The 19,153-nt window shown below is 58.9% G+C and carries 22 protein-coding genes and 1 tRNA gene; 7 read left to right on the forward strand and 16 right to left on the reverse strand.

The genetic code is table 11. The features are described from left to right. Nucleotides 1–60: 60 nt before the first annotated feature. The 10 genes from iscX to trmJ all read right to left on the reverse strand — a co-directional run bounded on the left by iscX (nucleotide 61) and on the right by trmJ (nucleotide 7,455). Complete coding sequence (gene iscX, locus ACYSTU_RS03160) at nucleotides 61–261, reverse strand: Fe-S cluster assembly protein IscX (RefSeq protein ID WP_016773328.1); 201 nt, start codon at nucleotides 259–261, stop codon at nucleotides 61–63. 14 nt (nucleotides 262–275) lie between these two features. Beyond that, nucleotides 276–617: an ISC system 2Fe-2S type ferredoxin gene (gene fdx, locus ACYSTU_RS03165; RefSeq protein WP_498995893.1), complete on the reverse strand. Its 342-nt coding sequence runs from the start codon at nucleotides 615–617 to the stop codon at nucleotides 276–278. Then, on the reverse strand, nucleotides 617–2,482 hold the full coding sequence (gene hscA, locus ACYSTU_RS03170; RefSeq protein WP_258707156.1) for a Fe-S protein assembly chaperone HscA: 1,866 nt from the start codon (nucleotides 2,480–2,482) through the stop codon (nucleotides 617–619). Before hscA ends, fdx begins: the two co-directional genes overlap by 1 nt. Before the next feature lie 50 nt (nucleotides 2,483–2,532). Next, nucleotides 2,533–3,054 (reverse strand): co-chaperone HscB, encoded by a 522-nt coding sequence (gene hscB / locus ACYSTU_RS03175; RefSeq protein WP_016773325.1) that lies wholly within the window; start codon nucleotides 3,052–3,054, stop codon nucleotides 2,533–2,535. Between the two features lie 8 nt (nucleotides 3,055–3,062). Continuing rightward, a complete protein-coding gene (iscA, locus tag ACYSTU_RS03180; protein WP_003227904.1) occupies nucleotides 3,063–3,386 on the reverse strand; it encodes an iron-sulfur cluster assembly protein IscA in 324 nt (107 codons plus the stop codon). 34 nt (nucleotides 3,387–3,420) lie between these two features. Beyond that, nucleotides 3,421–3,807, reverse strand: a complete 387-nt coding sequence (gene iscU, locus ACYSTU_RS03185) for a Fe-S cluster assembly scaffold IscU (RefSeq protein ID WP_003227907.1) — start codon at nucleotides 3,805–3,807, stop codon at nucleotides 3,421–3,423. Between the two features lie 100 nt (nucleotides 3,808–3,907). Beyond that, on the reverse strand, nucleotides 3,908–5,122 hold the full coding sequence (locus ACYSTU_RS03190) for an IscS subfamily cysteine desulfurase (protein ID WP_016773324.1): 1,215 nt from the start codon (nucleotides 5,120–5,122) through the stop codon (nucleotides 3,908–3,910). Between the two features lie 50 nt (nucleotides 5,123–5,172). Next, entirely contained in the window at nucleotides 5,173–5,664 is a 492-nt protein-coding gene (gene iscR, locus ACYSTU_RS03195; RefSeq protein WP_016773323.1) for a Fe-S cluster assembly transcriptional regulator IscR, read from the reverse strand. 240 nt (nucleotides 5,665–5,904) lie between these two features. Further along, nucleotides 5,905–6,681, reverse strand: coding sequence for a serine O-acetyltransferase (cysE, locus tag ACYSTU_RS03200; RefSeq protein WP_122693176.1), 777 nt, complete (start codon nucleotides 6,679–6,681; stop codon nucleotides 5,905–5,907). Nucleotides 6,682–6,684: 3 nt separating this feature from the next. Further along, the gene (gene trmJ, locus ACYSTU_RS03205; protein ID WP_426160112.1) at nucleotides 6,685–7,455 is read right to left on the reverse strand and encodes a tRNA (cytosine(32)/uridine(32)-2'-O)-methyltransferase TrmJ; all 771 of its coding nucleotides are present in this window, start codon (nucleotides 7,453–7,455) and stop codon (nucleotides 6,685–6,687) included. A 145-nt stretch (nucleotides 7,456–7,600) separates the two neighbouring features. On the opposite strand from trmJ, the gene suhB reads away from it, so the two are divergent. Then, a complete protein-coding gene (suhB, locus tag ACYSTU_RS03210) occupies nucleotides 7,601–8,419 on the forward strand; it encodes a type III secretion system regulator SuhB (protein ID WP_263219697.1) in 819 nt (272 codons plus the stop codon). A 240-nt stretch (nucleotides 8,420–8,659) separates the two neighbouring features. Here suhB and ACYSTU_RS03215 read toward each other — a convergent pair whose 3' ends face one another. From ACYSTU_RS03215 to queA, 6 genes are all read right to left on the reverse strand, one after another. Next, entirely contained in the window at nucleotides 8,660–9,208 is a 549-nt protein-coding gene (locus ACYSTU_RS03215) for a glycine zipper 2TM domain-containing protein (protein ID WP_007916907.1), read from the reverse strand. A 122-nt stretch (nucleotides 9,209–9,330) separates the two neighbouring features. Further along, nucleotides 9,331–10,245 carry a protein translocase subunit SecF gene (gene secF / locus ACYSTU_RS03220; RefSeq protein ID WP_016773319.1) on the reverse strand — a complete coding sequence of 305 codons (915 nt, stop codon included), beginning with the start codon at nucleotides 10,243–10,245 and terminating at the stop codon, nucleotides 9,331–9,333. A gap of 9 nt (nucleotides 10,246–10,254) precedes the next feature. Beyond that, the gene (gene secD / locus ACYSTU_RS03225) at nucleotides 10,255–12,123 is read right to left on the reverse strand and encodes a protein translocase subunit SecD (protein WP_016773318.1); all 1,869 of its coding nucleotides are present in this window, start codon (nucleotides 12,121–12,123) and stop codon (nucleotides 10,255–10,257) included. A 65-nt stretch (nucleotides 12,124–12,188) separates the two neighbouring features. Next, on the reverse strand, nucleotides 12,189–12,527 hold the full coding sequence (gene yajC / locus ACYSTU_RS03230) for a preprotein translocase subunit YajC (protein WP_016773317.1): 339 nt from the start codon (nucleotides 12,525–12,527) through the stop codon (nucleotides 12,189–12,191). A gap of 43 nt (nucleotides 12,528–12,570) precedes the next feature. Next, entirely contained in the window at nucleotides 12,571–13,686 is a 1,116-nt protein-coding gene (gene tgt, locus ACYSTU_RS03235) for a tRNA guanosine(34) transglycosylase Tgt (protein WP_160768392.1), read from the reverse strand. A gap of 14 nt (nucleotides 13,687–13,700) precedes the next feature. Then, on the reverse strand, nucleotides 13,701–14,765 hold the full coding sequence (gene queA, locus ACYSTU_RS03240) for a tRNA preQ1(34) S-adenosylmethionine ribosyltransferase-isomerase QueA (protein WP_263219693.1): 1,065 nt from the start codon (nucleotides 14,763–14,765) through the stop codon (nucleotides 13,701–13,703). A 108-nt stretch (nucleotides 14,766–14,873) separates the two neighbouring features. On the opposite strand from queA, the gene ACYSTU_RS03245 reads away from it, so the two are divergent. The 6 genes from ACYSTU_RS03245 to ACYSTU_RS03270 all read left to right on the forward strand — a co-directional run bounded on the left by ACYSTU_RS03245 (nucleotide 14,874) and on the right by ACYSTU_RS03270 (nucleotide 18,794). Beyond that, nucleotides 14,874–14,958, forward strand: a tRNA-Leu gene (locus ACYSTU_RS03245). A 165-nt stretch (nucleotides 14,959–15,123) separates the two neighbouring features. After that, nucleotides 15,124–16,365, forward strand: coding sequence for a tyrosine-type recombinase/integrase (locus ACYSTU_RS03250; protein ID WP_122507804.1), 1,242 nt, complete (start codon nucleotides 15,124–15,126; stop codon nucleotides 16,363–16,365). A 246-nt stretch (nucleotides 16,366–16,611) separates the two neighbouring features. Then, complete coding sequence (locus ACYSTU_RS03255) at nucleotides 16,612–17,550, forward strand: hypothetical protein (RefSeq protein ID WP_498995913.1); 939 nt, start codon at nucleotides 16,612–16,614, stop codon at nucleotides 17,548–17,550. Between the two features lie 82 nt (nucleotides 17,551–17,632). After that, entirely contained in the window at nucleotides 17,633–17,887 is a 255-nt protein-coding gene (locus tag ACYSTU_RS03260; protein ID WP_498995916.1) for a helix-turn-helix transcriptional regulator, read from the forward strand. Further along, nucleotides 17,884–18,492, forward strand: a complete 609-nt coding sequence (locus ACYSTU_RS03265) for a hypothetical protein (protein WP_475272594.1) — start codon at nucleotides 17,884–17,886, stop codon at nucleotides 18,490–18,492. The genes ACYSTU_RS03260 and ACYSTU_RS03265 overlap by 4 nt, the downstream gene beginning before the upstream one ends. Then, on the forward strand, nucleotides 18,489–18,794 hold the full coding sequence (locus ACYSTU_RS03270) for a hypothetical protein (RefSeq protein ID WP_475272592.1): 306 nt from the start codon (nucleotides 18,489–18,491) through the stop codon (nucleotides 18,792–18,794). Before ACYSTU_RS03265 ends, ACYSTU_RS03270 begins: the two co-directional genes overlap by 4 nt. Nucleotides 18,795–19,153: the final 359 nt, after the last annotated feature.

A 19,153-nucleotide genomic window follows, 5' to 3' on the forward strand; every position in this document is an offset into this window, starting at 1 on the left:
GAAAAATTAAACCCGCGAATTATACGCGGGTTCTTGGGTATTGCCTAACCTGCGAGACGATCAGTCCAATTCTGCGGCCCAGAGCTCCTGAACCGCTTCGAGCACCTTCTCGCCGACCCGGCCGGAAGTAGCATCGAAGTCAGGCAGTTCAAGAATCATCTGCTGCAAACGGACAAAACCTACAGAGTACGGGTCGAGTCCCTCGTGGGCCTCGGCCAGCTCTTCTGCAATGCGTTGAACATCATTCCAACCGTAGCTCATGACAGTCTTACCAGTCAGTGCGGCGCTTCGGCCGCATGGTTAAGCGAATATTTCGGAATCTCGACGGTGAGGTCTTCCTCACCGACGATGGCCTGGCAAGCCAGACGTGATTGCGCCTCAAGACCCCAGGCACGGTCGAGGAAGTCTTCTTCCAGCTCGTCGGCCTCTTCCAGCGAGTCGAAACCCTCGCGGATGACGCAATGGCACGTGGTGCAGGCGCAGACGCCGCCGCATGCGCTTTCCATCTCGATATGGTGTTCGTGGGCCAGTTCGAGAATCGATGTGCCGGGCGCAGCCTCGACCACCATGCCTTCAGGGCAGAACTTCTCGTGGGGCAGAAAAATGACCTGCGGCATCAGATATCCTCGATTTCATTCAGGTTGCGCCCCGACAGAGCGGCTTTCACCGTCAGATCCATGCGGCGGGCAGCAAAAGCATCGGTCACTTGCGACAGACGCTTGGTCTGCTGCTCGATGGCATAACCATCGGTACCTTTCATCAGTTCGGCCAGTTCCTGCATTTGCAGTTCGATGACCATGCGCTCTTCGGCATCGAGCAAACGCTCGCCATCGGCATCCAGCGCGCCCTGCACCGCTTCGAGCAGGCGCTGGGCATCGACTTGCTGCTCACGCAGAACGCGGGCGACCTTGTCGTCATTGGCATGCTGGAACGAATCCTTGAGCATCTTGGCGATTTCGCCATCGGTCAGACCATAGGAAGGCTTGACCTGAATGCTCGCCTCAACGCCCGAACCCAACTCACGGGCAGACACGCTGAGCAGACCGTCGGCATCGACCTGGAAGGTCACGCGAATTTTCGCCGCGCCCGCCACCATTGCCGGAATGCCACGCAATTCGAAGCGCGCCAGAGAGCGGCAATCGCTGATCAGCTCGCGCTCACCCTGCAACACGTGGATCGCCATGGCAGACTGGCCGTCTTTATAGGTGGTGAAGTCCTGGGCGCGGGCGACGGGGATGGTGGTGTTGCGCGGAATCACCTTCTCCATCAGACCGCCCATGGTTTCCAAACCAAGGGAAAGCGGAATCACGTCGAGCAGCAGCAGTTCGCCGCCATCGCGCTTGTTGCCAGCCAGGGTGTCAGCCTGGATCGCGGCCCCGATGGCCACCACTTGATCCGGGTCGATTTCCGTCAATGGCTGACGACCGAAGGCTTCGGCAACAGCTTCACGCACACGTGGCACGCGGGTCGAACCGCCGACCATGACCACGGCATGGACGTCTTCCAGTTCGATACCAGAATCGCGAACGGCGCGGCGGCAGGCTTTCAGGCTGCGTGCGACCATTGGCTCGATCAGCGCATCGAAGGCTTCGCGGGTCAACTGTGCTTTCCAGTCGCCGTAAGCCACTTCCACACTGGCCGCATCGGTCAGGGCTTCTTTGGCCGCGCAGGCGGTTTGCAGCAGATTGCGCTGTGCGCCCGGATCGAGATCAGCGGACAGGCCAGCGCTCTCGATGATCCAGCCGGCAATCGCGTGATCAAAGTCATCGCCGCCCAGCGCGCTGTCGCCGCCAGTGGCCAGAACCTCGAAAACGCCGCCGGTCAGACGCAGAATGGAAATATCGAAAGTACCGCCGCCCAGGTCATAAATCGCCACCAGACCTTCAGCGTGCTGATCCAGACCGTAAGCCACCGCAGCCGCAGTCGGCTCGTTGAGCAGACGCAACACGTTCAGACCGGCGAGCTTGGCCGCATCTTTGGTGGCTTGGCGCTGCGCATCGTCGAAGTAGGCAGGAACGGTGATTACCGCGCCAACCAGTTCGCCACCCAAGGTCGCTTCAGCGCGCTGACGCAGGACCTTGAGGATATCGGCGGAAACTTCAACCGGGCTTTTTGGGCCTTGCACGGTGTCGATGAACGGCATGTGCGATTCGCCGCCGACAAAGCGGTACGGCAGTTGCTCGCCCAATTGCTTGACGTCGGACAGACCACGACCCATCAAGCGCTTGACCGAGAGCACGGTGTTCAGGGGATCGGAGGATGCCGCCAGCTTGGCGGACTCACCGACTTCGACGCGGTCGGCGTGATAACGCACAGCGGACGGCAGGATGACCTGCCCGTTGGCGTCGGCCAGCGGTTCGGAAAGACCACTGCGCAGCGCAGCGACCAGCGAATTGGTAGTACCCAAGTCGATGCCCACAGCCAGGCGACGCTGGTGCGGTTGAGGACTTTGGCCGGGTTCGGCGATCTGCAGTAGAGCCATGGTGATCAGGTCTTGTCTGTCTGTCAGCGTGCAATCAGGGCAGCACTGGGTTAATCGTCGAGGCGCTCTTCCAGCTGGCGCACTTCGTAGGTGAGCTTGTCGAGGAACTGCATGCGCCGCATCAGGCGTTCGGCCTGCTCGCGTTGCGCTGCATCATCCCAACAGGCTGCGAAGCTTTCGTTGAGCTGCTCCTGAGCCGCCTTCAAGCGACGCTTGAACACGGCGACACCGTCGAGGTCGGCACTGTCCTGCAGATCTTCGAGCTCTTCGCGCCATTGCATCTGCTGCAGAAGGAATTCGGGATCGTGGACAGTGACTTCCATCGGCACTTCATGCCCGCTGATTTTCAGCAGGTAGCGTGCGCGCTGGGCCGGACTCTTGAGCGTCTGGTAGGCGTCGTTGAGCCGCGCCGATTGCTCGAGCGCCGAGCGCTGCTCGCGTTCGGATGCATCGGCAAAACGGTCAGGATGGACGCCGCGCGCCAACTCACGGTAGCGCGTGGCCAACTGCTCGAGATCCAGGCGGAAGCTCGGTTGCAGCTCGAATAAAGCGAAATGACAAGGAATACCCACGACCAGCCTCAGATGTTGAAGCTTTCGCCGCAGCCACATTCACCGCGCACGTTGGGGTTGTTGAACTTGAAGCCTTCGTTCAACCCTTCCTTGACGAAGTCGAGCTCGGTGCCATCCAGGTAGGCCAGGCTTTTCGGGTCGATGATCACCTTTTCGCCGTGACTCTCGAACACCTGATCCTCCGCCACTACCTCGTCGACAAACTCCAGCACGTACGCAAGGCCGGAACAGCCTGTGGTGCGAACACCCAGACGAATCCCTTCACCTTTGCCGCGCCCGTCGAGGGAGCGCCGCACGTGTCGAGCAGCCGCTTCTGTCATGCTGATAGCCATCGTTGACTCCTTACTCGTCGCCGAATCTTGAAATTCAGATCAAGCCTTTCTTCTGCTTGTAATCGCGAACAGCCGCTTTGATAGCGTCTTCAGCGAGCACGGAGCAGTGGATTTTCACTGGCGGCAAAGCCAGTTCTTCGGCCAGCTGAGTGTTCTTGATGGTTTCGGCTTCGTCCAGGGTCTTGCCCTTCATCCACTCGGTGGCGAGAGAGCTGGAGGCGATCGCCGAACCGCAACCGTAGGTCTTGAACTTGGCGTCTTCGATAACGCCCTGATCGTTGACCTTGATCTGCAGACGCATCACGTCGCCGCACGCCGGAGCGCCGACCATGCCGGTGCCGACATCAGGATCTTCCGCGTTCATCTTGCCGACGTTGCGCGGGTTTTCGTAGTGGTCGATGACCTTTTCGCTGTAAGCCATGATTCTCAATCCTCACTCATCAGGGCCGCTCTTGAGACCCTGCAACTGCGCTGCGTTAACGCCGCGTCGCTACAGGATCTGTATCCGGCGGCTTCTATAGTTAGTGTGCCGCCCACTCGATTTTCGAGATATCGACGCCGTCTTTGTACATGTCCCACAGCGGCGACAGAGCGCGCAGCTTGGTAACGGCCTCGCAGACTTTCTGCGCGGCGTAATCGATTTCTTCTTCGGTGGTGAAACGGCCGAAGGTAAAGCGGATCGAGCTGTGTGCCAGTTCGTCGTTGCGGCCCAGGGCACGCAGTACGTACGAAGGCTCCAGCGACGCCGAGGTGCAGGCCGAACCGGACGATACCGCCAGATCCTTGAGCGCCATGATCAGCGACTCGCCTTCAACGTAGTTGAAGCTCAGGTTCAGGTTGTGCGGAACGCGGGCGGTCAGGCTGCCGTTGACGTACAGCTCTTCCAGGTGCTCGACCTGCTTGTAGAAGCGATCGCTCAAGGCTTTGATGCGCACGTTTTCAGCGGCCATGTCTTCCTTGGCTACGCGGAACGCTTCGCCCATGCCGACGATCTGGTGGGTCGCCAGGGTGCCGGAACGCATGCCGCGCTCGTGACCGCCGCCGTGCATGGTCGCTTCGATGCGCACACGCGGCTTGCGGCTGACGTACAGCGCGCCGATGCCTTTAGGGCCATAAGTCTTGTGGGCGGAGAACGACATCATGTCGACTTTCAGCTTCTGCAGGTCGATCTCGACCTTGCCAGTTGACTGAGCCGCGTCGACATGGAACAGCACGCCTTTGGCGCGCAGCATCTCGCCGATGGCAGCGATGTCGTTGATGGTGCCGATTTCGTTGTTGACGTGCATCACCGACACCAGAATGGTGTCTTCGCGCAGTGCGGCGTCAATCATTGCAGGGGTGATCAGACCGTCTTCGGTCGGCTCGAGGTACGTCACTTCGAAGCCTTCACGCTCCAGCTGGCGCATGGTGTCGAGGACAGCCTTGTGCTCGATCTTGCTGGTGATCAGGTGCTTGCCCTTGGAGGCGTAGAAATGTGCCGCGCCCTTGATCGCCAGGTTGTCGGATTCGGTGGCACCGGAGGTCCAGACGATTTCGCGCGGGTCGGCATTGACCAGATCGGCCACCTGACGACGAGCGTTTTCGACAGACTCTTCAGCCTTCCAGCCGAACACGTGGGAACGGGACGCCGGGTTACCGAAGTTTCCGTCGACCAGCAGGCATTCACTCATTTTCTGCGCAACGCGCGGATCAACCGGGGTGGTTGCAGAGTAATCAAGGTAAATCGGCAATTTCATGGACTATCTCCTAAATCAGGGCTGGCGTGCCGCGGGTAGCTCTTCGGCTGTCATTCGACGGCGGACGCTTCAATCTTGTCCAGGCGTGGCGCCTTGCTGCTGCAACGGCGCTGGTCCTGACGCTGGGCCACTTCTTGTACCTCACGGCGAGTCACAAGGTCGGCCAAGCTGATACCGCTCAGAAATTCGTGAATCTGCAGGCTCAAATCGCACCACAGATGATGGGTCAGGCAGGTATCGCCGGAATGGCAATCGCCCTGGCCCTGGCACTTGGTGGCATCGACCGATTCGTTCACCGCATCGATCACCTGGGCGACCTGAATGCCCTGCATGTCGCGGGACAACTGGTAGCCACCACCCGGACCGCGAACGCTGGAAACCAGGTTGCTGCGGCGCAGCTTGGCGAAGAGCTGTTCGAGGTAGGACAGGGAGATGCCTTGGCGCTCGGAGATATCGGCCAGAGACACCGGCCCGTGCTGCGCGTGCAACGCCAGGTCAAGCATGGCGGTCACGGCGTATCGGCCTTTTGTAGTCAGTCGCATGGACAGTTACCACGGAGTTCGGAATGGGCGGGAGTATGCAATTCCCGAGCATTTAAGTCAACTATAAGACCTAGTGCTTTAGTCGGGTTTACCCGCAAAAGAGCGCGCGCACTATAGCAAAGACGGGGCGCGGACAGCCAGCGCAACCGCGTGATCGTTCTTCGCGAGCAGGCTCGCTCCCACATTGGAATGCATTGCTCTTGTGGGAGCGAGCCTGCTCGCGAAAAGCAGCGCCGCGGTTCAGCCGGCTTTCGATTCGTCCTTGCCCTTGACGCAAGCGAAGTCTTCTTCGCGCAGCTCAGGCAGATCTTTCGCACAGTAATTGCTGCCCAGATCCTTCAGCGCGCCGCACATGCCTTCCAGACGCCCGTCCACCGCTTGCAGATGATCGAGCAGCTGGCCGATGGCGCGGGCCACCGGGTCGGGCATGTCTTCGCTGACGCCATAAGCGTCGAAGCCGATCTTTTCCGCCATGGCTTTGCGCTTGGCGTCCTGCTCTTTGTCGGTCTTGATGATGATCCGCCCCGGAATCCCCACCACCGTTGCGCCCGGCGGCACTTCCTTGGTGACCACAGCGTTGGAGCCGACTTTGGCGCCGGCACCCACCGTGAACGGGCCAAGCACCTTGGCGCCAGCACCAACCACCACGCCGTCACCCAGTGTCGGGTGGCGCTTGCCTTTGTTCCAGCTGGTGCCGCCGAGGGTCACACCTTGATAGATGGTGACGTCGTCGCCGATCTCGGCGGTTTCACCAATAACGATGCCCATGCCGTGGTCGATGAAGAACCGCCGACCGACCTTGGCGCCCGGATGAATCTCAATCCCGGTCAGCCAGCGACCGAAGTTCGACACCAGTCGCGCCAGCCACTTCAACTCGTTGCGCCAGAGCATGCCGGCCAGACGATGAATCCAGATCGCATGCATGCCGGGGTAGCAGGTCAGGACTTCAAAAGCGTTACGCGCCGCCGGGTCTCGATGGAATACGCTTTGGATATCTTCACGCAAACGCTCAAACATCATTTAATCCTTCCGCTTTAGAAGCTCGCCACGGGCCGCTTTCTGGGTTTCCGTGAGGATGCCACGCAAAATATTCATTTCCGCCCGGCTGACCGAGCTGCGTCCGTACAACCGGCGCAGGCGCGCCATCAAGTGCCGAGGCTTTTCCGGGTCGAGGAACTCGATGGCAACCAGCGTCTGCTCCAGGTGCTCATAGAATCGCTCCAGCTCATCCATGGTCGCCAGCTCGGCACTTTTCACCGAGGCCACTTCTTCTTTCTCGACCTTGCTTGGCTGACCCTGTGCGGCCAGCCAGGCCATGCGCACTTCATAACTCAACACCTGCACCGCCGCCCCGAGGTTCAGCGAACTGAACGTCGGGTCGGAAGGGATGTGCACGTGAAAGTGACATCGCTGCAGCTCTTCGTTGGTCAGGCCGGAGTCTTCACGGCCGAACACCAACGCAATCTCGGCACCCTGCCCGGCTTCCTCGACCACTTTGTTACCGCATTCGCGCGGATCCAGCAGCGGCCAGGGAATACGCCGGTCGCGGGCGCTGGTGCCGAGCACCAGATTGCAGCCGACCAGAGCATCTTCCAACGTGGCGACGACTTGCGCGCTTTCAAGGATGTCACCGGCACCAGAGGCGCGGGCATCGGCCTCGTGGTGCGGGAAGACCCGCGGTTCGACCAGCACCAGTCGCGACAGACCCATGTTTTTCATGGCGCGCGCGGCCCCGCCGATGTTGCCGGGGTGGCTGGTGTTGACCAGGACGACACGAATGTTCTGCAGCAAGGGAGGCGCTCTCGGACACAGGAAAGGGGGGCAAATCTTACAGAACAGCCTACCGTTAAGCTATGAAAGCGAACAGCGTCCTTCACCTGAAGAAAAGTTCTGATAGAATGCGCGGCTTTCTTTAACAACCTTAGGTGACACATCCATGCAGCCCATGCTGAATATCGCGCTGCGCGCCGCCCGCAGCGCCAGTGAACTGATCTTCCGCTCCATCGAGCGCCTGGATACCATCAAGGTCGACGAAAAAGACGCCAAGGATTACGTATCCGAGGTCGATCGCGCCGCTGAACAGAAAATCATCGATGCCCTGCGCAAGGCTTACCCGAATCACTCGATTCAGGGTGAAGAAACCGGCCTGCACGCTGGCAACGGCATCGAAGGCGAAGAGTACCTGTGGATCATCGATCCGCTGGACGGCACCACCAACTTCCTCCGTGGCATTCCGCACTTTGCAGTGAGCATTGCCTGCAAATATCGTGGTCGCCTGGAACACGCAGTGGTTCTGGACCCGGTCCGCCAGGAAGAATTCACCGCCAGCCGTGGTCGCGGCGCTCAACTGAACGGTCGTCGTCTGCGCGTAAGCGGTCGCACCAGCCTCGACGGCGCTCTGCTCGGCACTGGCTTCCCGTTCCGTGACGATCAGATGGACAACCTCGACAACTACCTGGGCATGTTCCGCGCCTTGGTTGGCCAGACTGCCGGCATCCGCCGCGCCGGTTCGGCGAGCCTGGACCTGGCTTACGTGGCTGCCGGTCGTTTCGATGCGTTCTGGGAATCGGGCCTGTCCGAGTGGGATATGGCTGCAGGCGCGCTGCTGATTCAAGAAGCCGGCGGCCTGGTGAGCGATTTCACCGGCGGTCACGACTTCCTGGAAAAAGGCCACATCGTTGCCGGCAACACCAAATGCTTCAAGGCAGTGCTGACGGCGATCCAGCCGCACCTGCCAGCCTCGCTGAAGCGCTAAGTTTTCCGCGAAACCAAAAAGCACCCTTCGGGGTGCTTTTTTATGCCTGCAATTCCAAACAGCACAATTCCCTGTGGGAGCGAGCCTGCTCGCGAATGGGCGTGTCAGCAAAGGAAATATCAACTGTTGGACCGCATTCGCGAGCAGGCTCGCTCCCACAGGTGAGAATCGCGCGCCGCCCTGAATCGCGGGTATAAAAAAAGCACCCCGCAGGGTGCTTCTTTTCACAACCGTAAATCCTTACTGAGCCGGCTCATTCTGCGACAGGATCAGCTTGCCTTCCTTGTCGACCGGAATCTGGTTGCCCGGATCGCGATCCATCCGCACCTTGCCTTCCTTGCCATCAAGCGAGTAACGCACGTCGTAACCGACGACCTTGTCGCTGATGTCATTGACCGTGTTGCAGCGAGTTTGCGTGGTGGTGTAGGTGTCACGCTCCTGCATGCCCTCCTGCACCTTGTTGCCCGCATAACCGCCACCGACCGCACCGGCCACCGTGGCAATCTTCTTGCCGGTACCGCCGCCAATCTGGTTACCCAGCAAACCACCGGCCAGCGCGCCGACCACGGTACCGGCGATCTGGTGTTGATCTTTTACCGGTGCCTGACGGGTCACCGTTACATCCTTGCATACTTCACGTGGAGTCTTGATCTGTGTCTTGACCGGCTCAACGGCTAATACTTGCGCATACTCAGGGCCGCTTTTAACCAGGCTGTAGGTGGCAACAGCACCCCCGGCTGTGACACCGACAGCACCCAATACCGCACCAACCAGCAACGACTTGTTCACATGAACCTCCTGACCATCACAAGCGGGACGCGCCCGCGCTTCTCCCAGCCTTGGAGCACAAAAAAAGGCGCGAGTTCAACTCGCGCCTTTTGTTGGCTGACAGCCGGAAAAATCGCTGGCCGTTATGGACGGTCGTCGACTTCCTTGTCGGTGTTAGCCGGAGGAATCAGATCCTCGGTGGTCAGGTTCAGCCAGATCAGCACCACGTTGGCGATGTAGATCGACGAGTAGGTACCCGCCAGTACACCGATGAACAGTGCGATGGAGAAACCGAACAGGTTGTCGCCACCGAAGAACAGCAGCGCCGCGATCGCCAGCAGAGTGGAGATCGAGGTCGCCATGGTGCGCAGCAGGGTCTGAGTGGTCGAGATGTTGATGTTCTCGATCAGCGTCGCCTTGCGCAGCACGCGGAAGTTCTCACGCACCCGGTCGAAGACCACGATGGTGTCATTCAGCGAGTAACCGATGATCGCCAGCACTGCCGCCAGCACTGTCAGATCGAAGGTGATCTGGAAGTACGAGAGGATACCCACGGTCACGATCACGTCGTGGATCAGCGACACAATGGCGCCGACCGCAAACTTCCACTGAAAGCGGAACGCCAGGTAGATCAGAATGCCGCCGAGCGCCAGCAGCATGCCGAGGCCGCCCTGGTCGCGCAGTTCTTCACCGACCTGCGGGCCGACGAACTCGACACGCTTGACCGTCGCCGGGTTGTCACCGCCGACCTTTTGAAGCGCTTCCGCTACTTGATGGCCCAACTGCGGGTCTTCACCCGGCATGCGCACCAGCAGGTCGGTCGTCGCACCGAAGTTCTGCACCACGGCTTCGTGATAACCGGAAGTCGCCAGTTGCTCGCGCACCTTGGTGACGTCGGCCGGACGCTCGTAGGTCAGCTCGATGAGCGTACCGCCGGTGAAGTCCAGGCCCCAGTTCATGCCCTTGGTGGCGACACTGAACAAGGCAATGACGGTAAGCAGCAATGTGACGCCGAACGCGAAGTTGCGAACGCCCATGAAGTTGATTGTACGTAACATGGCAGCCCCTTAAATCCACAACTTCTTGAAGTCACGTCCGCCAAAGATCAGGTTGACCATTGCGCGGGTCACCATGATGGCCGTGAACATCGAGGTAAAGATCCCGAGGGACATCGTCACTGCGAACCCCTTCACCGGGCCGGTGCCCATGGCGAAGAGAATGCCGCCGACCAGCAACGTGGTCAGGTTGGCGTCGAGAATCGCGGTGAATGCCCGGCCGAAGCCTTCGTTGATTGCCCGCTGCACAGTCATGCCGGCGGCGATCTCTTCACGAATCCGCGAGAAGATCAGTACGTTGGCGTCGACCGCCATACCCATGGTCAGGACGATACCGGCGATACCCGGCAGGGTCAGCGTGGCGCCCAGCAATGACATCAACGCCAGCAGCAGCACCATGTTCACCGCCAGCGCGACGGTGGCGATGACGCCGAAGAAGCGGTAGATGGCGATGATGAACAGCGATACGAACAGCATGCCCCACAGGGAAGCATCGATACCTTTGGTGATGTTGTCAGCACCCAGGCTCGGACCGATTGTGCGCTCTTCAGCGAAGTACATCGGTGCAGCCAGACCACCGGCACGCAGCAGCAGCGCCAGTTCGGACGACTCGCCCTGACCGTTCAGGCCAGTGATGCGGAATTGCGCACCCAGCGGCGACTGAATGGTCGCCAGACTGATGATCTTCTTCTCTTCCTTGAACGTCTGCACCGCAACGTCTTTCTCGACGCCATCGACCACTTGCTTGGTGTAAGTGGTGACCGGACGCTGTTCGATGAAGATCACCGCCATGCTGCGACCGACGTTGGAACGGGTCGCGCGGCTCATCAGCTCGCCACCGTGACCATCCAGACGGATGTTCACTTCAGGCGTGCCGTGTTCGCCGAAACCGGCCTTGGCGTCGGTGACCTGGTCACCGGTGATGATCAGGCCACGCTCGATCTGCGCAGGAGGACGGTTGCCTTCGCGGAATTCGAACGATTCGGAAGTGGCTTTCGAAGCGCCCGGCTCGGCGGCCAGACGGAACTCAAGGTTGGCCGTCTTGCCGAGAATGCGCTTGGCTTCGGCAGTGTCCTGCACGCCCGGCAGCTCAACCACGATGCGGTTGGCGCCCTGACGCTGGACGATCGGTTCGGCAACACCCAGCTCGTTGACGCGGTTACGTACCGTGGTCAGGTTCTGCTTGATGGAGTATTCACGGATTTCCGCCAGCTTGGCCGGGGTCATCGCCAGACGCAGCACCGGTTGACCGTTGAGGTCGGCCGGAACAATGTCGAAATCGTTGAAGTTCTTGCGGATCAGCGCACGGGCCTGTTCGCGAGAGTCTTCATCGCTGAAGCCCAACTGAATGGCACCGCCCAGTTGCGGCAGGCTGCGATAGCGCAGCTTCTCTTTGCGCAGCAGGCTCTTGACGTCGCCTTCGTAGACTTTCAGGCGCGCATCGAGGGCTTTGTCCATGTCCACTTCGAGCAGGAAGTGCACACCACCGGACAAGTCCAGACCCAGCTTCATCGGGTGCGCACCGAGGTTGCGCAGCCATTGCGGGGTGGTCTGTGCCAGGTTCAGCGCGACGACGTAGTCATCACCCAATGCCTTGCGTACAACGTCCTTGGCCGGCAGCTGATCTTCAGCCTTGCTCAGACGGATCAGACCGCCCTTGCCGCCCGCCGTCAGCGTAGCCGCCTTGACGTTGATGCCGGACTCTTTCAGCGCCGTGCTGACTCGAGCCAGATCGGCGTCATTGACCTGCAGAGCCGTGCTGGCGCCGCTGATCTGAATCGCCGGGTCATCGGGGTAAAGATTGGGAGCGGAATAAATCAGACCGATCGCCAGCACCGCCAGGATCAGAATGTATTTCCACAGAGGGTATTTGTTCAGCATCACGCCGCCCGTTATGAACGCGGGGCGCCTTGCGCGCCCCGTCGATTGAGTAGAAGTTGTTGCTCTTAGATCGCTTTCAGCGTGCCTTTTGGCAGCGTGGCGGCGATGGCGCCTTTCTGGAACTTCATTTCCACGGTGTCGGAAACCTCCAGAACCACGAAGTCATCGGCAACCTTGGTGATCTTGCCGGCGATGCCGCCAGTGGTCACGACTTCGTCGCCCTTCTGCAGGCTGCTCAGCAGGTTCTTCTGCTCCTTGGCGCGCTTGGCCTGTGGACGCCAGATCATCAGGTAGAAGATGACCAGGAAGCCGACCAGGAAAATCCACTCGAAGCCGCCGCCCATTGGGCTTGCAGCAGCCGGTGCAGCTGCGTCAGCCATGGCGTTAGAGATAAAAAAGCTCATTTAGCACTCCAGTTGCAAATGTTGAATCTTGGGGTCAGAAAACTCAGTCCAAAGGCGGAACGGGAAGTCCGCGTTTGGCGTAGAAGGCATCGACAAAGGCGGCCAATGTACCCTGTTGAATAGCCTCGCGCAAACCAGCCATCAGCACCTGATAATGGCGCAAGTTATGGATGGTATTGAGCATGCTGCCGAGCATTTCGCCGCACTTGTCCAGGTGATGCAGATAAGCGCGCGAGAAGTTCTGGCAGGTGTAGCAATCGCAGGTCGGATCCAGCGGCGATTCATCATGGCGATGGAACGCGTTACGGATCTTCAGCACACCGGTATCGATGAACAGATGCCCATTGCGGGCATTACGGGTTGGCATCACGCAATCGAACATGTCCACCCCGCGGCGCACACCCTCAACCAGATCTTCCGGTTTGCCAACGCCCATAAGGTAACGAGGTTTGTCAGCGGGCATCTGGCCCGGCAGATAATCCAGCACCTTGATCATTTCGTGCTTCGGTTCGCCCACCGACAGACCGCCGATGGCGAGGCCGTCGAAGCCGATCTTGTCGAGGCCTTCGAGCGAGCGCATGCGCAGGTTTTCATGCATGCCACCCTGGACGATGCCGAACAGCGCCGCGGTGTTGTCGCCGTGGGCATTCTTCGAACGCTGCGCCCAGCGCAGCGACAGCTCCATCGATACCCGCGCGACGTCTTCGTCAGCCGGATACGGCGTGCATTCGTCGAAGATCATCACGATGTCGGAACCCAGATCGCGCTGCACCTGCATCGACTCTTCCGGGCCCATGAACACTTTGGCGCCGTCGACCGGAGAAGCGAAGGTCACGCCCTCCTCCTTGATCTTGCGCATCGCGCCGAGGCTGAACACCTGGAAGCCGCCGGAGTCGGTGAGGATCGGGCCTTTCCACTGCATGAAATCGTGCAGGTCGCCATGCTCCTTGATCACTTGAGTGCCGGGACGCAACCACAGGTGAAAGGTGTTGCCCAGAATGATTTCCGCGCCCGTGGCGACGATGTCGCGCGGCAGCATGCCCTTGACCGTACCGTAGGTGCCGACCGGCATGAACGCCGGGGTCTCGACGGTGCCACGGGGGAAGGTCAGGCGACCACGACGAGCCTTGCCATCGGTGGCCAGCAGCTCAAAGGACATTCGACATTCGCGACTCATTCTGTTTCCTCTGGGCCTGTCTGTTCAGGGGCAGTTGGAGCGGGATTGCGGGTGATGAACATCGCATCCCCGTAACTGAAAAAGCGGTAGCCGTTTTCCACGGCGGCCTTGTAGGCAGCCATGGTTTCGGGATAACCGGCAAACGCGGAAACCAGCATCAACAGGGTGGATTCCGGCAAATGGAAATTGGTCACCAGGGCATCGACCACATGAAACGGCCGGCCCGGATAGATAAAGATGTCGGTGTCGCCACTGAACGGCTTGAGCACACCATCGCGCGCCGCACTTTCCAGCGAACGCACGCTGGTGGTGCCGACCGCAATCACCCGACCGCCCCGCGCACGGCACGCAGCGACCGCATCGACTACATCCTGGCCGACTTCCAGCCACTCGCTGTGCATGTGGTGATCTTCGATCTTCTCGACACGCACCGGCTGGAACGTCCCCGCGCCGACGTGCAACGTCACGAATGCAGTCTCGACGCCCTTGGCAGCAATCGCCTGCATAAGCGGCTCGTCGAAATGCAGCCCCGCCGTCGGCGCCGCCACCGCGCCCAGACGCTGGGCATACACGGTCTGGTAACGCTCGCGATCCGAGCCTTCATCCGGGCGGTCTATATAAGGAGGCAACGGCATGTGCCCGACGCGGTCGAGCAGCGGCAAGACTTCCTCGGCAAACCCCAGCTCGAACAACGCATCATGACGCGCGAGCATCTCGGCTTCGCCACCGCCGTCGATAAGGATCTTCGAACCCGGCTTCGGCGACTTGCTGGAGCGCACATGCGCCAGCACGCGGTGCGCATCGAGCACGCGCTCGATGAGAATTTCCAGCTTGCCGCCGGACGCTTTCTGCCCGAACAGCCGCGCCGGAATCACCCGGGTATTGTTGAACACCATCAAATCGCCCGGGTGCAAATGCTCAAGCAAATCAGTGAATTGACGGTGTGCCAGGGCGCCGCTCGGCCCATCAAGGGTCAGCAGGCGACTACCGCGACGCTCGGCCAACGGATGGCGGGCGATCAGCGAATCAGGAAGCTCGAAAGTAAAGTCAGCAACGCGCATGATGGGGTTCGTCTAGCAGGGCCGGAAAGTCTAGCGGAAATATCAAAAATTGACCATGAAACGTGATTGACCAACGGTAATCACCTCTCTATACTTCGCCGCCATTGAGCCCTGATGGCGGAATTGGTAGACGCGGCGGATTCAAAATCCGTTTTCGAAAGGAGTGGGAGTTCGAGTCTCCCTCGGGGCACCATATAGCAGTATCTGAAAGTCTCTACCAGACTCTCAGACCCAGAGAAACCGGCCACTTGAGCCGGTTTTTTTGTGTCTGGCTATCTACTCCTGTATCCCTTTATCCGTTGTATCCCTGTATCCCTGCTTGTATCCTGAGAAAATTACCGAACTTTGGGATACAAGGATGAAGCGCGCAGACATCAAGCGCCGCCCTCTCGCTGACACGACACTCGCGGGATTGGAGCCGGAATCAAAGGAATACCGGGAGCTAGACGGAAACGGCCTCTATTTCAGGGTCAAACCTGATGGTGGCAAGTCTTGGCAGCTTCGCTACAAACGTCCGGCGGGCAATTGGGCTTGGATGGGGCTCGGGGGGTACCCGGAAGTAAGCGGTGCACTTGCACGAGACAAAGCGGCCGATCTACGCAAGATCGTAAGTAGCGGTGCCGATCCTCTCGAACAGAAGAGATCTGCCAAAGCAGCCATTAACGCTGCCAAGACTCGAACCTTTCGAGCGGCTGCTGAAGCTTGGCTGAAGGCCAAAGAGGAAAAGGGCCTCGCCACCTCCACCCTTAACAAAATTCGCACCTACCTCGACAAAGACATACTCCCAGCATTGGGAGATAAGCCACTCGATGAAATAACCCGTACCGACTGCGCGAATCTTCAGGCGTCCCTCGAAGCCCGAAACGCACACAACGTGGCGGAAAAGTGTCGCACCTGGGTCAACCAGATTTTCGGCCGTGCTATCGGATTAGGACTGACTGAAAACGATCCGGGCAGCCGCCTTCGTGACATTGCAGCGCAGGCCCCTAAGACTCAGCAACACCCACACTTGCTTGAACCTGAGCTGGCTGAATTTCTTCACGCACTAAAAAACACTCCGAGCAGACTGACAGCCCGCACAGCTGCATGGCTTTGTTTATGGACAGCATCGCGTCCAGGCATGGTGCGCTTGGCCGAATGGAAAGAGTTCGACCTTGAGAAAGCCATCTGGACTACGCCCGCCGCCAAGATGAAGATGCGTCGGGATTTTGTGTGCCCTTTGCCCCAGCAAGCGGTTACCGCCCTTAAGGAACTGCACTGCCTAACAGGACGGAGTCGCTGGCTTTTCCCCGGCGTAGGAGCCAAGAACCCGACCATCAGCGAAAACACAATTAACAAAGTCTTCGCGACCATTGGCTACAAAGGGCGCCTCGTTGGGCACGGTACTCGACACACAGCGAGTACGTTGCTTCGAGAACATGGCTGGCCGAAGGAGCATGTTGAAGCGCAGCTAGCACACAAGGAAGAAGGTATTTCAGGGGTCTACAACAAAGCTCAATACTTAGAGCAGCGCGTAACCATGATGCAGTGGTATGCCGATCATCTTGATGGACTTGCAGCTGGCAATGTAGTGCAAGGCCAATTTGGAAAGGCAATATGACTTCCCTACCTCTCACCCAGTGCAAAACCAGTGTAACGCGTGTTACAGGTGTAACTAAAAACGACAACCAGCTGATTTCATTGGTTTTATTTCCAGTTACACGCGGCAAAACACCGGCCCTTTCTTTGTGTAACATCCCTGAATCGTGTAACAGGACTCTACCCCCCTCAGCAATGCTGGCGGCCTATCCATTTGACGTGCGCCGCTGCGATAACACGCCGATTCCGGGGCGACGGGGGAGCCAGAATGGATATTGAAGTGGACGCTGACTTAGGGGAGCTGGAAATTGCAGGAGTCGACGTCGAATGCCTAATTAGGGACATGGACGATATCGAAACAGCTGTTCTAGAGTTAGCGCTGTACCCGCAGTTCAACGACTATTTTCGAGAAACATTCGATCTTATCAATGCCGCCACTTCATTCTGGCTTGAGGATGGGGCCTACGCGCTCTGTGCCGAGCGCGTCACAGGAACCTTGTTTCGACTCCGTGACGTCATCGACGAACATGCTAGTGCCACGGAAGCCGGATCTTTGCCAAATGTCATTCGACAGCTCCCAGGCTTCAATCACCAAGCAACGGACTCGCAACTGGTCGCGGCCTTCGCCCTAGTGCTCGGTACCCAAGCATTGGAGATCCTCGCGAATTGGCTGTTCGAACTTGAGCTAGCGACTTACGACATCGATGCCGACCTGATAGAGCAACTGAGAAATGAATCGCCGCGCCAGTACCTTGCCCTCATTGAGAAAGAACGATATCGACGTAGCGGACTTGAAATTCGAGCACGAGAGCAATTTGCTGTTTTTATGGGAGAGGCTAATCAGACGCTGTTGATGGCAAATTTTTATCAACAAGTGGAGCGCATGGATGTATCCAAAAATGGTTTCAACACATCAAGTCTAATGCGCCGACTACTCGACGAAGCTTTCTCAGCGAAAGCAACGAGGCGTGGCCAAGAGGCAGGTAAAGGCAACCTAGACCCCAGCTCAAAAACACAAACGGAGGCCATGGATCGACGGTCAAAAATCAAGGCTGCCGCAGAAACGATTATTGAGGGACGCAAGATTGAGAAGCGAAGCCTTAGCGATGCGGAGCTAACCAACCTTCTTTTCGATCAAACAGTACATGGTACAAAAAAAACCATCCGAGAGCATTTGACCGCCCTAGGCCTTAGACCCTTGAAATAAAAAGGGGAACAGACACAGTCCGTTCCCTCTCCGCTCCGTAGCGTATGACCTGTTGTCTCTATTCACACAGGTTTGGATCGCTATGACTACCCAACTAAAAACCATCCCCCCGCACGACCCCGCTACGACGCTCATTCGCATGCCGGAGGTCATCTCAATCGTAGGGCTCGCACGCCCGACTATCTACAAGCTCATGCGCCAACCTGAGAGCGGATTCCCGCTGCCAGTGAAGCTGAGTACCAGCAACGCCCGAAGTGCTCCAGTTGCATGGGTATTGGGAGAGGTACAGGCGTGGACACGAGCGCGTATCGCCGCCCGTGACCAGGTGGCCGCATGAAGCGAAATTACTGCCCATTCACGGGACCATTTCTAGACTCTTACAGCATCGGATTCCGCCTCTACCAGCCCGAGGGGATCAACTGGCGCCATCGCACCATCGCAGGAGTGAGCTGGAACGGCGAAGAGCAGGAAGCATTCTTTTTCAACCCTGACGGTTTCGTGCTTCCACTCAAAGCCAACCCTTGGGAGCTGCCAGAACTGATCCGCAAAAATGCGGTGCGCAGAGAGTTTTCGAGCGTTCACGGCTCCGGCTATTTCGCTATGAGCGAAAGCCGCCTCGCCTCGTTGAAATCGCGCGGCATGACCGACTGGGTTACCTACTGGCTCGTCGATCAATCAGCGGGATTCGCGAACGATCCGGCGGTATGGCAACGCATCACGGATGAGGATCTTGCCGTCGAGAAGACGACAAGCGAGCGCGCTCATCAAGATATGCGCTTGACCTCCGACCTGAACGGTTATGTCGCGGAGTGTGTTGCACAACGCCGCGAGCAAATGGCCGTTGTACGCCGTCGCCGCTGCGCTGAAGACAGCAAGATCCTCGCTTGGCTCAAAGGTGAAACACCGCCTCCACTGTTCGCTAATACGCAGGAGGCAGCATGAATCGCAAGATCGCTGATAACGCCTTGATGCATCCGTTCGCCGTACTGCGCCGGATCGGATTTTCTACTCGTCTCATGCAGCGCCTCGAACGCCACCGCAGCCGACAGGAAAAGCGAGGCCGCGTGGTTAGCGTGCTGAGTTGGGCCGACGGCACCTGGTGTGCCCTCTCCCTCCACTGCGAAAAAACCGGCGCGGTGATCGTCGACGAAGGCCAGCAAACCCAAGCCTACGAAGACGCCCGCTCGATGCTCAGCGGCGGCTTCCTACCCCTCCTATCCCTGCGCTTGGAAGCCCATGCCTGAAACGAAAACGCCTCCGGGGGCGATCCGGAGGCGTTGAGGTCAATCTACATGTACGAACAATTTATGCCGCACCTGAAAAAACCGCAAGCCATCAGCGCAGTTGCACTTTCGAAAGACGGACGTTACTCTCTGGTCGTCGCTGCAAATTCAGTGACCGGACTTGGCCGTCCGAACCGCAAAAGGCGCACAAGCGCCCTCCATCCGAACGCAGGCGCTTTTTTTGTGCCCGCCGTATCGTGTTATGGCGGCTGTGCGTGGGACACCTTCGGGTGTGCCGGGTCCCTTTTGCCCCGGTCGGCCAACCCGCGTACAGCTGTCACCTTTCCTTGCTTGGCCGCAAGCGGTGGCAGCTCCTCAGC

The sequence above is a fragment of the Pseudomonas glycinis genome, assembly GCF_054871425.1.

What these genes read in the sequence shown, in the direction of transcription:
- iscX (WP_016773328.1), bottom strand. Translation starts at nt 261, where the DNA reads ATGAGCTACGGTTGGAATGATGTTCAACGCATTGCAGAAGAGCTGGCC.
- fdx (WP_498995893.1), bottom strand. Translation starts at nt 617, where the DNA reads ATGCCGCAGGTCATTTTTCTGCCCCACGAGAAGTTCTGCCCTGAAGGC.
- hscA (WP_258707156.1), bottom strand. Translation starts at nt 2,482, where the DNA reads ATGGCTCTACTGCAGATCGCCGAACCCGGCCAAAGTCCTCAACCGCAC.
- iscA (WP_003227904.1), bottom strand. Translation starts at nt 3,386, where the DNA reads ATGGCTATCAGCATGACAGAAGCGGCTGCTCGACACGTGCGGCGCTCC.
- iscU (WP_003227907.1), bottom strand. Translation starts at nt 3,807, where the DNA reads ATGGCTTACAGCGAAAAGGTCATCGACCACTACGAAAACCCGCGCAAC.
- ACYSTU_RS03190 (WP_016773324.1), bottom strand. Translation starts at nt 5,122, where the DNA reads ATGAAATTGCCGATTTACCTTGATTACTCTGCAACCACCCCGGTTGAT.
- iscR (WP_016773323.1), bottom strand. Translation starts at nt 5,664, where the DNA reads ATGCGACTGACTACAAAAGGCCGATACGCCGTGACCGCCATGCTTGAC.
- cysE (WP_122693176.1), bottom strand. Translation starts at nt 6,681, where the DNA reads ATGTTTGAGCGTTTGCGTGAAGATATCCAAAGCGTATTCCATCGAGAC.
- suhB (WP_263219697.1), top strand. Translation starts at nt 7,601, where the DNA reads ATGCAGCCCATGCTGAATATCGCGCTGCGCGCCGCCCGCAGCGCCAGT.
- secF (WP_016773319.1), bottom strand. Translation starts at nt 10,245, where the DNA reads ATGTTACGTACAATCAACTTCATGGGCGTTCGCAACTTCGCGTTCGGC.
- secD (WP_016773318.1), bottom strand. Translation starts at nt 12,123, where the DNA reads ATGCTGAACAAATACCCTCTGTGGAAATACATTCTGATCCTGGCGGTG.
- yajC (WP_016773317.1), bottom strand. Translation starts at nt 12,527, where the DNA reads ATGAGCTTTTTTATCTCTAACGCCATGGCTGACGCAGCTGCACCGGCT.
- tgt (WP_160768392.1), bottom strand. Translation starts at nt 13,686, where the DNA reads ATGTCCTTTGAGCTGCTGGCCACCGATGGCAAGGCTCGTCGTGGTCGC.
- queA (WP_263219693.1), bottom strand. Translation starts at nt 14,765, where the DNA reads ATGCGCGTTGCTGACTTTACTTTCGAGCTTCCTGATTCGCTGATCGCC.
- ACYSTU_RS03250 (WP_122507804.1), top strand. Translation starts at nt 15,124, where the DNA reads ATGAAGCGCGCAGACATCAAGCGCCGCCCTCTCGCTGACACGACACTC.
- ACYSTU_RS03255 (WP_498995913.1), top strand. Translation starts at nt 16,612, where the DNA reads ATGGATATTGAAGTGGACGCTGACTTAGGGGAGCTGGAAATTGCAGGA.
- ACYSTU_RS03260 (WP_498995916.1), top strand. Translation starts at nt 17,633, where the DNA reads ATGACTACCCAACTAAAAACCATCCCCCCGCACGACCCCGCTACGACG.
- ACYSTU_RS03265 (WP_475272594.1), top strand. Translation starts at nt 17,884, where the DNA reads ATGAAGCGAAATTACTGCCCATTCACGGGACCATTTCTAGACTCTTAC.
- ACYSTU_RS03270 (WP_475272592.1), top strand. Translation starts at nt 18,489, where the DNA reads ATGAATCGCAAGATCGCTGATAACGCCTTGATGCATCCGTTCGCCGTA.